Genomic DNA, 11,870 nt, shown 5'->3' with positions numbered 1-11,870 from the left:
CAACAAAATATCTCTCTCGTTACCTAGCTTGGAAGCGATATTTAAAGACCCATATCTTCTCAGAAGAAGGCTTTTTAGATCAGATTTCTATTCATTGGGTAAAACAACACTTAATGTGAACAGAGCCAAACGACTGTATGTTATTGGCGGTTTTATCAATTAGCTCTAATAACTTTTGAGGATCTTTTTCGTGTTGTATCATTTTTTTTGGTCTTGCAGCAGTAAAAGGAGTTGCCTCTGGTTCACTTGTCACACTTTTCAGTTGTTCACTTGTTTTCGTGGTTGTATCTTTTTTTGCTAACAGCTCAACCTGATGGTCCGTGTCAGATTTTGACTCCGGTGTCATAGTCATCATTGGTGGCTTTTGGATAAGATCAGCTGTTGTCCCTGAATCAACCAGTAACTGGGCTTCAGCTCTGTCTCTGCTTGGTATGCTTTCTGTCTCAGGTGCTTTGATAAGAGATGTTTTTTTTATTTGGGGCTTGGTATCACGTCGTTTTCCTGTCTTACGCTGTCTCTGTTTCTTTAACTGATACTTTGACATTGCTGTTTTTTGTGTTTTTTGCTTTTTGTCACTTTCTTGTCCAGGAACATCAAGTGAGAGATCACTATCCGAAATCTGAGTTGTCTCAGAAGCTACGGGTGAAATGCTCGGAGTAAGCTGACTTACTGGCGTTGGAGCAGGTGTTTCTGGTGCAACATCGAGTTTACATGCTATGGCGACTTCATCGGTGGCTTTAACTATTAATGGAGTTAGCTCTTCCAGCTTCACTGATACTGCTTCACTCACTGTGGGTTTTACAGGCTCGTGTATGGTAGCTTCTACAGTCACCTGTTCAGGGAGAGGAGGTATCTCATGAAGGGCTTCTAGTTCAAAAAGAGCCTCTTTTTTATGAGCCATAACCAAGGTGGTTTTTTCTTCTAAATCATATCTGGTTTCTTTTTTTCGAGAAGCTTCCTGTATTTGAACGGTTTCTGATTCAGCTGACCTTTGAGCCACTTCATGCTCAGCTATCGTGGCCGAATGTTTAAATCCTGCCACTGTTTCATAGTTAAAGCTGCGTGATGTTTCCTCTATTGAAAGGATTGTTTCATCTGGTCTTGTGCCTGATTGTAATAATTTCATAGTCCAATCTATCAAGTTTATAGTGCGTTTTTCCAAATTTATTTTTGGGTCTCTTTTTATAAGGTTATGGAATACGGTGATACGCTCGATGAATTTATTTCTGACTTCGTCACCTGGATAACTATAAATTAATGTGTGGCAATGATTAAAAAGAATATCATCTAAAACCCTTACAGGCATGAAGGTCGGATGTCGTCCTATTTTTACAGGTTGGCTATGATAGGGTTTAAGGTGGTTTGATGCAAAATTTAGATCTACACGGATAATATGATTCACTGTTGAAAGGGGAGAAGTACCTTGAGGGGTTGTAAGCAAAGGATGAGACATGCAGATGCTCAGTGACCTTGATTTTAAATGTCTTTTTATTATCACTCTTTCTTTTCTTTTTGAAGCTTCTTGATAACTTTCATATTCTTGAATGTCTACAGCGTCAGAACAAAAAGCCGCTATTGCTTCACTATGGCTTCCCATTCCATAACGGATACAATCTGCTAGATCAGTCATGAAAGCTTCTTCGGAATTTTCTCCGAACGAAGAGTAAAAACGATCTAACAGGTCAATATCTGTTCTGCAGGGGACGGGGATACAGCTTGCTGCACTATGTTTGATAGTGTATTGAGCAAAAACATCTTTTAAAGGATTTGTGAGATAATAATGTAAAGCATATCCTCCATCAAGAATTGGGCGCCTTTCTGAATCCTGACTATTTATAAGTTGACAAAAAACATATGAGACATAATCATAGATTAAACCTTTGGATAGTTCTTGGAATGGATGTCCTAATTCATCAAGCCGTGTTATGTTTTTTTTAAAGTTCTCTGGTATTTTTTCATCGGGTGGTGGTGGCTTGCTGTAATAGTCCTCATTCAAGCGATGATGATAATATGGCGGTGCTGTTAGTCTAGGTAACATACTTGATTTTCTTCATGAAAAATATTTTTCATTATCTTGTTTTTTATATGAGATCATATGACAAGAATGGTTATCTTGGGTTTTTGTTAATAAAACTGTTTCGGAATTTTTGTTGTTAAAAACTTAGGCTGAAACTATTAGATGTGTTTTAGCTGTTTTAGCTGTTTTAGCTGTTTTAGCTGTTTTAGCTGTTTTAGCTGTTTTAGCTGTTTTAGCTGTTTTAGCTGTTTTAGCTGTTTTAGCTGTTTTAGCTGTTTTATTTAATGGTATCGTTCTTATATCTCAATTTCTTACAATGAGTAGCCCCGGGAATGGGGCTTTTTATAGGGTCAATGGAGTTGCTTTACCACAGCTTTTAGAAACAGTTTGATGGACGGGGTAGTCCTGCAATACGGGCTGCCATTTTAGCAGGACTTTCCGAAAACAGCTTCATCAGGTAAATACTGCGTCCCTTTTCAGCGCCCAGTGTATTGGCGATGTGTTTGACAAAGGGGCGCTGGCTAGGCGAAAGGTCATAGGTTTGATAGAAACCCTGAATGGCATTCAGGACTTCCCAATGTGCAGGGGTTAGCGTTATGCCGGCCGCTTGAGCCAGCGCTTCCGCAACCTCAGGACTCCAGTCGCTGAGATTTTTCAGATAACCCTCTTTATCTAATGGGATAACATTTTTGTTGACGATTAGGGTGTTCATCACTTCAATCAGGTCCAGCTCAGGGTTTTTGCATGGGTTTCTGTTAGTTCGACAAACCTGTCATAGTCTACCAGTGTGACCCATTCAGGCAGGCGGTTGTTTAGCCCTCGAGCCCGCACGTCCGGTAACAGTGCGGTTATGGCATGCTGATCGTGTAGCGTCTTGATGATGTCGCATGACTGGCTGTTTTCGATTAACGAAAAGACACCATCTTCTATAAACAACAGCGTATCCCCAGGTAGTAGTGCAGACTGCGCATAACTCAGCGCAGGACTGCTCTGTGAGGGTTTGTTGATTGTGTGCAGGGTTGTCATTGTGGCTGTCGACTGGCAATTCACATTAAAAATTAAAGACTCGATCCTGTTGGGCAAGCCAACCCCCGATAGCGTTACGCTCCAGAAGTTGGGCGGGGATCGTGAGGTCGCTTTCCTGCAGACCTCGATCACGCATATCTTCCCGGCTCACAAGTACGTTTTCGATCCCGTACATCTCTAATGCCTGTAGCATGGCGCCCGGGTTTTTCTGTGGTAAGCCTTCGGGCTGTTGCCCTTTAATCAGCTGATAAATCCCGTCTCCAAGAAAGAGCAGGCTGGTTTCCTGGTCATAAGATGCGGAGACGAGCGCCGTGTCCAAGGCATCTTTAGCGGCCGTTGAGGCATAGGGTGGACGTGTGCTGATAATGCAGATCTTGGGCATGTCAGGCTCCAAACGTCATCAGACGATCACCGTGGATTGCGCCATCAATCAGTTGCCCTAAACCGGATACTGTAAATGCAGGCGACATGTTGGCATGTGGCTTTTCGTAACGCTCACTTTCCGCCTCATCCAAAACGCCACGGCGCAGAGCTGCGGAGATGCATATGACCATGTCAATGCTGTGGTCTTTTGCCAGAGCTTCCCATTCGGCGTAAAGGTGTGATTCATCCTGGGGCGGCACAGCAAGTGTGGACGCAGTATGTACCCCATCCTGGTAGAAAAATACCCGGTATATGGAATGGCCACGGTGTATGGCGGCACGGGCAAAGTTCAGTGCGGTCTGACAGGCCTGGCTAGAGTAGGGGGCGCCATAGATGGCCAGTGTGTATTGCATTCCCTGTATCCAGAGTCGTGATAGGGCAGTGGAAACGGCTTTTACCTTTCCACTCGTTGGAGCGAGGAGGATTCTATCATAGCGCGCTACGTTTCATGTATTTACAAAAAAGCCCTGCATGAGCAGGGCTTTCGATTGACGGTAAAGGTCAATTAATCATCGCTGGCACCCAGCAGGTGCAGGAGGGCGGTGAACAGGTTGTAGATGTTCAGGTACAGAGACACGGTTGCACGGATGTAGTTGGTCTCTCCGCCGTGAATGATCCGGCTGGTATCAAACAGGATCAAACCCGACATCAGCAGAACAATAGCAGCAGACAGTGCCAGTTGCGCGGCTGGTGCATGGAAGAACATCAAAGCAATACCGGCGATGATGGCGACAACCAGGCCCACCATCAGGAAGCCGCCCATAAAGGAAAAGTCCTTACGTGTTGTGAGGACATATCCGGACAGCGCGAAAAAGACCAGCGCAGTACCTGCCAGGGCCTGGAAGATCAATGATGGACCATTGGCCAGTGACAGATAGTGATTCAGCATGGGGCCAAGTGCTGCGCCCAGAACGCCCGTGAAGGCAAAAACTGCTACCAGCCCTTTGGCTGAATCCGCCGTTTTTTGAACCACAAACAGCAGGCCGAAGCCCACCAGGCTGAGGACCAGCGCCGTCATGCGGCTGATTTCCAGCGCCATGGCGACACCGGCGGTCATGGCACTGAACAGGAGGGTGGCGCCCAGAAGCATGTAGGTGTTCCTTAGAACACTGTTCATGCTCGTACTGACGCCCACCTCCCGCTGTGCGTAATTCGTAGGATGCTCGTTCATGATAAAACTCCCTGAGTTATCACTATTGCTTATGTTCTATTCATAAGGATACCGTCGAATAGGACGAATTCAAGAGACAGGCCGTTGACTCTAAAGAATATTTCAGTATTATTGCCGTCGTCCTGAGCACACAGGGCTCTGCCGGAGGGATGGCTGAGCGGTTGAAAGCACCGGTCTTGAAAACCGGCGTGGGTTAATAGCCCACCCAGGGTTCGAATCCCTGTCCCTCCGCCACACAATAAAAGGCTCGAAGCTTCTACAGCTTCGGGCCTTTTTGTTTTTTGGCTCTGCTTTCAACAAGTTACGGCAGCCCTTTGTCCTAGCCGGTTCCCCATATTTCTAACAGAATAGCTGATTTTTGGCTCTTCCTGCTCTCTGCAAAGTCGCTACTTTTGATTTCTACCTGGATATCAGTAGGTTACGTGATTTCCGAAATGCCCTTGTCAAAACGGGTAATTTGTTGGGTTTAAATAACCAAAATGTACAAAAAACCACCAGTTCGGATTGAAAAATGAATTTTTACGAACTAAAGGTTATCAGCATAGCGATGTGCGGTATTTTCTGGGTTATAGTACCTATGACTTGCGGCAGATTGTTGCTGTAACATGGTGAGTGTTAAAAGTGAGTTTTATTTTTTATGCCAAGATTGTTTGTTACGGGTGGTATCGCTCGTCCGGCTCTTCATAACTAATAGCGTAACTCTTAGCTCAACCGCCTTGCTGCAAGGCACTATTATTATGAACGAATAAGGATGACATTAATGTCTACTACTACCGGTACTGTTAAGTGGTTCAACGACGAGAAAGGTTTTGGTTTCATCGCTCAGGAAAATGGTCCTGACGTGTTTGCCCATTTCCGTCAGATCAAGAGCGATGGCTTCCGTTCCCTGGCTGAAGGCCAGCAGGTACGCTTCAACGTGACTCAGGGCCAGAAAGGTCCTCAGGCTGAAGATATCGAAGTTATCTAAGCGACAGATTGTCACTGACCCTTCGGGGTAGAAGTGAAAAAGAAAGGGCGATACCTTCGGGTGTCGCCCTTTTTTGTATCCGCGGTTTACGACTGATCGACCATATGTTGCAACCAGAAGGCTTCTGGCTTTCGGGATGGGTGAGTGTGTCTTTTTCATCTTTGGATTTTCCAAGAATAAACAGGCCAATATTGATCAAAAAGAGGAGTGGGCCATCAAGCTGCTTGCTCGTGAGTTTTTGGGGTATACAGAACATACCCTGAGAAAGGCACTGGAGACCGGCGAATTAGTGGAGATCCCGTATGAGTGAATTATCTCATGCAGTCCATGAGACCGCCCAAGGCTTATATGATGCAGGGTATGGATGCCACTACCATGCACGAGTTCGATGCCTTATGTTTGACGCCAGTGAAAGAGCTTGCCCCACAGAAGATCAGGCGTTTGTGGCTGAAATGCAATGTCTGCCAGTCAGTGTGTGCAGCATTTCTGAATGTCAGTCCATCGACAGTACAGAAGTGGGAAAGTGATCAGAAACGACCAAACAGGCCATCTCTTAAGCTGTTGAGTCTGGTGAAGGATAAAGGGCCAAATGTTCTAGCCTGATAATCTGTGAGACGGAAAATTGAGAGCGGAGGCTCTTGCCCACATAGCCCGATCATCACAACTGACACGAACTCAAGTCTAGAGAATAAATGGTTGCTTGCTGCCCGCCCACCGCTACACAACAAAAGGCTTGAAACTTCACAGTTTCGAGCCTTTTTGCATGTTGGAACTGCTTTCAATGAGGTACGATCGCTTCTCTTCCTCACTGAGTGCACCTCCATTCCCCTTGCAGAATAGCTGATATTTGGACTTTCCTGATCTCTGTTCTCTGCAAAGGCCTCATCTTGGAGATTGGATGAGAACGATGGATTCTGTACATATATCAAGTGGCTGTGTAGTTTCCGAAGCGATGGTCTCAGAGTGCTTGGTTTAGAGGCTTTAATCAGTCAGAAATGTACAAAAAATCACCAAAATTGGTGAAGAAAAGAATTTTTACGCATAAACGGGCATCGGAGTAGCGATGTGCGGTATTTTCTGAGTTATAGTACGTATGACTTGCGGCAGAGTGTTGCTGTAACATGGTGAGTGTTAAAAGTGAGTTTTATTTTTTATGCCAAGATTATGTGTTACGGGTGGTATAGCTCGTCCAGCTCTTCATAACTAATAGCGTTACTCTTAGCTCAACCGCCTTGCTGCAAGGCACTATTAATATGAACGAATAAGGATGACATTAATGTCTACTACTACCGGTACTGTTAAGTGGTTCAACGACGAGAAAGGTTTTGGTTTCATCGCTCAGGAAAACGGTCCTGACGTGTTTGCCCATTTCCGTCAGATCAAGAGCGATGGCTTCCGTTCCCTGGCTGAAGGCCAGCAGGTACGCTTCACCGTGACTCAGGGCCAGAAGGGTCCTCAGGCTGAAGATATCGAAGTTATCTAAGCGACAACTTGTCACTGACCCTTCGGGGTAGAGTGGAAAAGAAAGGGCGACACCTTCAGGTGTCGCCCTTTTTTACGTTCACTGTTTTTGCTTGATGGGGTATGTTTGGGCCAACAAAAACGGCTTCTTCTGATCAAGTCACTGAGCGGAAAACGATCCCACCCATTCATCTGGCGCCTTAGCCGGCAAACTTTTTTCTGTCAGAACGACTTTCTGGGCAGGCTGACCCTTCTGCATAGGGATGGCGCAGCAGCCCCTCACTTCCTGTTTGCCAATGTGCTGAAGGCTACTGGCGTTCCTGTCTCCAGAAACTGCATCCTGACGCGATCAAATAGTATTATACCTGCCAGCACTGTGAATATCGGTAGCTGTCATTCATGACGGTTACTGCTCGTACGTCATTCAAAATGGACTCCGGCTACCAATATAGGGCTTAGCTGAGCGCGGCGAGACTGTGTTAATTCATTTGAAGTGTGTGATTATTGGGGGCTTGGTGACGGGGTTTGTGCACTGTACAGACTCAGTTCACGAAAGTTTGCAAATATAGCGCAGTGACCTAATGTGAAGTAAAACAGTATATAGATAAATGTCATGGAAACGACCCTTCTTATCCTGGTCTTCGTAGTGCTGTCTATTCTGGTCGGAGTCACAGTTCGGGCTCTGTTGAAGAATACAGCCATCCCTTACTCTGTGGCGTTGCTGGTTTTTGGCTTATTGCTTGGCTTGATGTCACAGGCGGGCTATATCAAGGAGCCGATAGAAGAAATCAATTTATCGATTCGCCTTGGCGCGGCACTGGATCCTAACCTCATACTGTTTATCTTTCTCCCCGCATTGGTATTTGAATCGGCCTTTGCACTTGAAGTGCATCTGTTCAAACGTATGTTTTCCCAGATAGCTCTTTTGGCGGTACCTGGTCTGGTTATCTGTACCTGTATGACGGCCTTTATGGTGATGTGGTTACTCCCTTGGGAGTGGAGTTTTCCGGTGGCTTTGATGTTCGGGGCGATTGTCAGCGCGACAGACCCTGTGGCGGTGGTGGCCCTGCTCAAAGAGATGTGCTCCCGTGCCCGGTTGCAGACGCTGATCGAAGGGGAGTCACTGATCAATGATGGTACTGCTATCGTACTTTTCTCGCTGTTTTTGACTCTGGCGACGCAGTTGAACGCAGAAATGCACATGCCGACGGTTGTTTTTGAATTTTTCAGGGTGGTGTTTCTTGGCATCATCCTGGGGTGCCTGGTCGGCGCAGTCAGCCTGATATTTATTAACCGGGTGTTTAATGACAGCCTGATAGAAATCACCCTGACCCTGGTGACGCCTTATCTGGTGTTCTATGTCGCTGAGCATGTCTTCCATGCGTCCGGTATCGTGGCGGTAGTGACCCTGGCGCTGATTTATGCAGGCCCAGGGAGAACCTGTTTTTCTCCGGAGGTGATTCATCACCTGCATCATTTCTGGCAGACGCTGGCGTATCTGTTCAATACCTTGATTTTCATTCTTGTTGGACTGGTGGTCGCGACACGGGTGACCGACGCTTCCCTGGATTCCTGGGGCTATCTCTTTGTGATATTCCTCGGCGTACTGATTATCCGATCGTTGGCGGTGTTGGGGTTGATGCCGTTTCTCTCTCGCCTGGGGGTTGGCATCAACAAAGAAAAGGCCATTGTTTTAACGTGGGGTGGGTTAAGAGGTGCCGTCTCCATGGCGCTGGCGCTCATGGTGGCAGCTAATGACTCCCTGCCGTTGGATATCCGAAATCAAATACTGTTTTTAACGGCGGGCGTTGTTGTTCTGACCATCGTCATTAACGGGGGTACGATGCGGATTGTCATGGCAAAGCTTGGGTTGGATAAGCTACCTAAAGCCAAGCAGAAGACGCTGGAGAAAGTAAAATCTGCGATTCATCAGGACGTCGAGTCACTCAAGGGGACGTTGAAGTCAGACCCGTCGATGCAGATGGTGAACTGGGAGAAGGTGGAGTCCAAATTGTCCGACTTGAAGCCCAGTGATGAAACCTTGGCTCAGCAGGGTAAGGAAGAGGAAACCGGCACAGAATACCTGAGAAAACTGCTGGAAACGGAACGCCAATATTACTGGAATCAGTTTTCCCAAGGTTTGCTGAGCAAGAAGGCGACCACTTTGCTGGTAACGGCTATTGAGCAGGCGCTGGATGGGGAACCCAAAATAGCACCTCGCCCCTATCTGGAAAAAAGCTGGGTGGTGCCGAAGTGGGTTGAATACATGGCTTCTGTTCCATTAATTCGACGCTATGCCACGCAATACCGTTACATGAAGCAGGTCTTGGTGTATGAAAGTGCTCGTGGTTTGCTGGCGGCCAACCGTCAGACGATTGCACTGGCGAAAAGTTTATCCATGTCGGAAAAAGACAGGGATGCCGCACTAAGTGATATGGAGCGCAATATTCAACTGGGCGAAGAGGCGCTTGATAATATCAAGTCCCTCTCTCCGGAGATTGTCGCGAAAATTGAAACGCATACAGCCCTTCGTATTCTGTTGAACAAACAGCGAAATAGCCTGACAGCCCTGTCACATGAGGGGGTGATTTCCGAGGTCGATGCCGAAAAATTGGTGTCGGAAGTCGAGTTCAAGATGCATAGGGCCGGCCAGGATAAACTGAGCTAGCGTTATTCGATGCTTCTCGGCTTCCTGATCGGCGTCATGGTATCGGGAAGCCTCATGTCCATACCATCGATCTTCTGGATCGCTTGTCAGATCAGATCGCGACTTCTACAAGCTAAGTGAGTGTTGATTCTCTGGGTGCTCTGACATTCCTATACTCACTTCCTTTAGCTGTGAACGTTGTATCTGTATTCAGCGTCACGTATTTTCCCGATTAATCATTGCAGATAGCGCAATCCAATCTCAGCAGGAGGAACTGTCATGAGTCATTTACGCATTCCTGTGAACTGGACTATTCAACGATCTACCCCTTTCTTTACCAAAGCGAATGTGCCTGCGGCATTGTTGTCCCACCACAATACGGCTGCAGGCGTTTTTGGTCAGATCTGTGTTATGGAAGGTACTGTGACCTACTATGGTTTTGCAGATGAAGCGGCAACCGAGCCTGAAATCACGGTGGTCATCAGGGCGGGGGAGTTTGCAACCAGCCCGCCCCAGTATTGGCATCGCGTTGAATTAAGTGATGATGCTCAGTTCAACATCAATTTCTGGTCTGAAAAGCAGGTGGAGCAACCCTTGTTTCAAACTCGTTGAGCCATGATGTTTTGTCATGACAGTCAACATTGGGGTCGTTAAATACAAGTGTAAGTGTGTGCTCTGAGAGCAAGATACAGGTAAGCCACGCGGGCGGGCGTGGCTTACTGACGCGTTTAGCGTGAACGGCGTGTCGCGTTGCTGGACTTAACGGGAATGGCCTGCAGTACTTCATCCCTGGAATGTACCTGGTAGATACGTCGGAAATACTCCGACTCAATGCCTTCTTTCGTGAGCGGTTTCAGCTTGACACCGATTCGCTTGAGATAGGCGAACATATGGCTCAGTGTCGGTTTACCCATGGCGTCACTTCCTCCGGGAAAACAAAGCCCTGTTTCCACAGGGTATCTGGCCTGCTAAGGAACCTGTTGTGCTTTAACCCGTCCTTAAGGTTGGCCGTCCTTGCCTGCCAATTTTCCGTTCTCCCTGAGAGGAAATTATTGACAGACAGCAAGTGGTTATCATCCGTAAAAAATTAGCAGGGGATATGCCAAGTTTTCCGTGTCCCCGTTTGATGCAGCCCTCAGGCCATTGGCTTACAAATGATGGTGCTATCGTAAGTGGCATTTGTGACAGTTTGGAGAACAAGGCTGTCACGGATGGAAACCGTTGGTAACGGACGTCAGTACTATGTAAGCATGGCAAGGCAAGCGCATTTATACCGTTATTCGTGTGAAAAGCTCTCACCGGGTGATCAGGTTGCCTTCGTATTTTTGGGTGTTCGTATAGCTGTATTCCACGGAGCATCATCGGCGCATACTGATTATTCAGGCGCTCGATATTTGATTATGATTCGGCCAAAAGCACACCTGTTTATTTATACAGATAAGGATCACCATGAAAAAGCTTTTGGCGCTTGCTCTTATGAGTGTTATCAGTGTCGGAGCCCTCGCGGATGACTGGAAAAAACTCGGCGAACGCCGTGTGTCATTCAACAGCGAGACCGATACGATTCATGTCAGTGGCTTTAAGGGAAAGTTTGACAAGATTTTCCTCCGTGTTGAAGACGCACCTATCCGTCTGGAAAAGATCAAGGTCGTTTTTGGTAATGGCGGCCACCAGAATTTTTATATCAGAAAGCGTCTGGAAAAAGGACGCCAAACCGTACCGTTGCGACTGATTGATGGTGACCGGGTCATTAACAAGATTGAGCTTAATTACCGGACAGCCATGGGTGGTTACAAGAGTGCAGAAGTAAAGGTCTATGGTCTGCGCAGCTGATCAGGCATCCATATGACACGTTCAGGCAGGTGACAGGCAACTGTTGCCTGTTTTTTATTTTGGGGGTTGGGAAATATCGACACACTCAGTATGTGTTGGAATCAGTAGGGGATGATCTTCCGGTAACTCTGAAAATGTGACGGGGTAATCATTCGGCTCGAACAGATTGAGTGCCTCACAGCGTGCACTGAACTCGTCCTCCGCCATCACGATGGGTGATTCTGGCAGGGTCGCAGGATCAAATCCCCATTGGTGCCAGACAGGGTTCTGCGGATTAATAATGCGAATAAGATAAGCGGCCATCATGTCATCCCTGCAAAAACAG

At 46.8% G+C, this 11,870-nt stretch carries 14 protein-coding genes and 1 tRNA gene; 7 read left to right on the top strand and 8 right to left on the bottom strand.

Going from position 1 to position 11,870, the window contains the following annotated elements:
- Window positions 1-91: 91 nt before the first annotated feature.
- The 6 genes from KHS78_RS19750 to KHS78_RS19725 form a co-directional block, all read right to left on the bottom strand.
- Window positions 92-2,038: a hypothetical protein gene (locus tag KHS78_RS19750; protein ID WP_211830546.1), complete on the bottom strand. Its 1,947-nt coding sequence runs from the start codon at window positions 2,036-2,038 to the stop codon at window positions 92-94.
- A gap of 355 nt (window positions 2,039-2,393) precedes the next feature.
- Window positions 2,394-2,729 (bottom strand): TusE/DsrC/DsvC family sulfur relay protein, encoded by a 336-nt coding sequence (locus KHS78_RS19745; protein WP_211830544.1) that lies wholly within the window; start codon window positions 2,727-2,729, stop codon window positions 2,394-2,396.
- A gap of 8 nt (window positions 2,730-2,737) precedes the next feature.
- Window positions 2,738-3,043 carry a sulfurtransferase complex subunit TusB gene (gene tusB, locus KHS78_RS19740; RefSeq protein ID WP_211830543.1) on the bottom strand — a complete coding sequence of 102 codons (306 nt, stop codon included), beginning with the start codon at window positions 3,041-3,043 and terminating at the stop codon, window positions 2,738-2,740.
- Window positions 3,044-3,068: 25 nt separating this feature from the next.
- Window positions 3,069-3,425 carry a sulfurtransferase complex subunit TusC gene (tusC, locus tag KHS78_RS19735; RefSeq protein WP_211830542.1) on the bottom strand — a complete coding sequence of 119 codons (357 nt, stop codon included), beginning with the start codon at window positions 3,423-3,425 and terminating at the stop codon, window positions 3,069-3,071.
- Window position 3,426: 1 nt separating this feature from the next.
- Window positions 3,427-3,819 carry a sulfurtransferase complex subunit TusD gene (gene tusD / locus KHS78_RS19730; protein ID WP_211830541.1) on the bottom strand — a complete coding sequence of 131 codons (393 nt, stop codon included), beginning with the start codon at window positions 3,817-3,819 and terminating at the stop codon, window positions 3,427-3,429.
- Window positions 3,820-3,971: 152 nt separating this feature from the next.
- Entirely contained in the window at window positions 3,972-4,637 is a 666-nt protein-coding gene (locus tag KHS78_RS19725; RefSeq protein ID WP_211830540.1) for a Bax inhibitor-1/YccA family protein, read from the bottom strand.
- A 143-nt stretch (window positions 4,638-4,780) separates the two neighbouring features.
- On the opposite strand from KHS78_RS19725, the gene KHS78_RS19720 reads away from it, so the two are divergent.
- From KHS78_RS19720 to KHS78_RS19695, 6 genes are all read left to right on the top strand, one after another.
- Window positions 4,781-4,871 (top strand) — tRNA-Ser (locus KHS78_RS19720).
- A gap of 526 nt (window positions 4,872-5,397) precedes the next feature.
- Entirely contained in the window at window positions 5,398-5,604 is a 207-nt protein-coding gene (locus KHS78_RS19715) for a cold-shock protein (protein WP_211830539.1), read from the top strand.
- Window positions 5,605-5,677: 73 nt separating this feature from the next.
- On the top strand, window positions 5,678-5,914 hold the full coding sequence (locus tag KHS78_RS19710; RefSeq protein WP_281417115.1) for a type II toxin-antitoxin system RelE/ParE family toxin: 237 nt from the start codon (window positions 5,678-5,680) through the stop codon (window positions 5,912-5,914).
- Between the two features lie 966 nt (window positions 5,915-6,880).
- The gene (locus KHS78_RS19705) at window positions 6,881-7,087 is read left to right on the top strand and encodes a cold-shock protein (protein ID WP_211830537.1); all 207 of its coding nucleotides are present in this window, start codon (window positions 6,881-6,883) and stop codon (window positions 7,085-7,087) included.
- Between the two features lie 591 nt (window positions 7,088-7,678).
- Window positions 7,679-9,733: a cation:proton antiporter gene (locus tag KHS78_RS19700; RefSeq protein ID WP_211830536.1), complete on the top strand. Its 2,055-nt coding sequence runs from the start codon at window positions 7,679-7,681 to the stop codon at window positions 9,731-9,733.
- A gap of 258 nt (window positions 9,734-9,991) precedes the next feature.
- A complete protein-coding gene (locus KHS78_RS19695; protein ID WP_211830534.1) occupies window positions 9,992-10,324 on the top strand; it encodes a TehB family protein in 333 nt (110 codons plus the stop codon).
- Between the two features lie 116 nt (window positions 10,325-10,440).
- On the opposite strand, the gene KHS78_RS19690 is transcribed toward KHS78_RS19695, so the two are convergent.
- Entirely contained in the window at window positions 10,441-10,626 is a 186-nt protein-coding gene (locus tag KHS78_RS19690) for a hypothetical protein (protein WP_211830532.1), read from the bottom strand.
- A 535-nt stretch (window positions 10,627-11,161) separates the two neighbouring features.
- On the opposite strand from KHS78_RS19690, the gene KHS78_RS19685 reads away from it, so the two are divergent.
- Window positions 11,162-11,545: a DUF2541 family protein gene (locus KHS78_RS19685; protein ID WP_211830531.1), complete on the top strand. Its 384-nt coding sequence runs from the start codon at window positions 11,162-11,164 to the stop codon at window positions 11,543-11,545.
- Between the two features lie 54 nt (window positions 11,546-11,599).
- On the opposite strand, the gene KHS78_RS19680 is transcribed toward KHS78_RS19685, so the two are convergent.
- Window positions 11,600-11,848 (bottom strand): hypothetical protein, encoded by a 249-nt coding sequence (locus tag KHS78_RS19680; RefSeq protein WP_211830529.1) that lies wholly within the window; start codon window positions 11,846-11,848, stop codon window positions 11,600-11,602.
- Between the last annotated feature and the right edge of the window lie 22 nt (window positions 11,849-11,870).

The organism is Kistimonas asteriae (genome assembly GCF_018263925.1).
Classification (GTDB): domain Bacteria; phylum Pseudomonadota; class Gammaproteobacteria; order Pseudomonadales; family Endozoicomonadaceae; genus Kistimonas; species Kistimonas asteriae.
The sequence above is the reverse complement of the archived record's forward strand: the minus strand, read 5'-3'. Positions and strand labels throughout refer to the sequence as shown.

Excerpts from the sequence above, each read along its gene's own strand:
- KHS78_RS19750 (WP_211830546.1), bottom strand. The coding sequence starts at position 2,038 with ATGTTACCTAGACTAACAGCACCGCCATATTATCATCATCGCTTGAAT.
- KHS78_RS19745 (WP_211830544.1), bottom strand. The coding sequence starts at position 2,729 with ATGAACACCCTAATCGTCAACAAAAATGTTATCCCATTAGATAAAGAG.
- tusB (WP_211830543.1), bottom strand. The coding sequence starts at position 3,043 with ATGACAACCCTGCACACAATCAACAAACCCTCACAGAGCAGTCCTGCG.
- tusC (WP_211830542.1), bottom strand. The coding sequence starts at position 3,425 with ATGCCCAAGATCTGCATTATCAGCACACGTCCACCCTATGCCTCAACG.
- tusD (WP_211830541.1), bottom strand. The coding sequence starts at position 3,819 with ATGCAATACACACTGGCCATCTATGGCGCCCCCTACTCTAGCCAGGCC.
- KHS78_RS19725 (WP_211830540.1), bottom strand. The coding sequence starts at position 4,637 with ATGAACGAGCATCCTACGAATTACGCACAGCGGGAGGTGGGCGTCAGT.
- KHS78_RS19715 (WP_211830539.1), top strand. The coding sequence starts at position 5,398 with ATGTCTACTACTACCGGTACTGTTAAGTGGTTCAACGACGAGAAAGGT.
- KHS78_RS19705 (WP_211830537.1), top strand. The coding sequence starts at position 6,881 with ATGTCTACTACTACCGGTACTGTTAAGTGGTTCAACGACGAGAAAGGT.
- KHS78_RS19700 (WP_211830536.1), top strand. The coding sequence starts at position 7,679 with ATGGAAACGACCCTTCTTATCCTGGTCTTCGTAGTGCTGTCTATTCTG.
- KHS78_RS19695 (WP_211830534.1), top strand. The coding sequence starts at position 9,992 with ATGAGTCATTTACGCATTCCTGTGAACTGGACTATTCAACGATCTACC.
- KHS78_RS19690 (WP_211830532.1), bottom strand. The coding sequence starts at position 10,626 with ATGGGTAAACCGACACTGAGCCATATGTTCGCCTATCTCAAGCGAATC.
- KHS78_RS19685 (WP_211830531.1), top strand. The coding sequence starts at position 11,162 with ATGAAAAAGCTTTTGGCGCTTGCTCTTATGAGTGTTATCAGTGTCGGA.
- KHS78_RS19680 (WP_211830529.1), bottom strand. The coding sequence starts at position 11,848 with ATGGCCGCTTATCTTATTCGCATTATTAATCCGCAGAACCCTGTCTGG.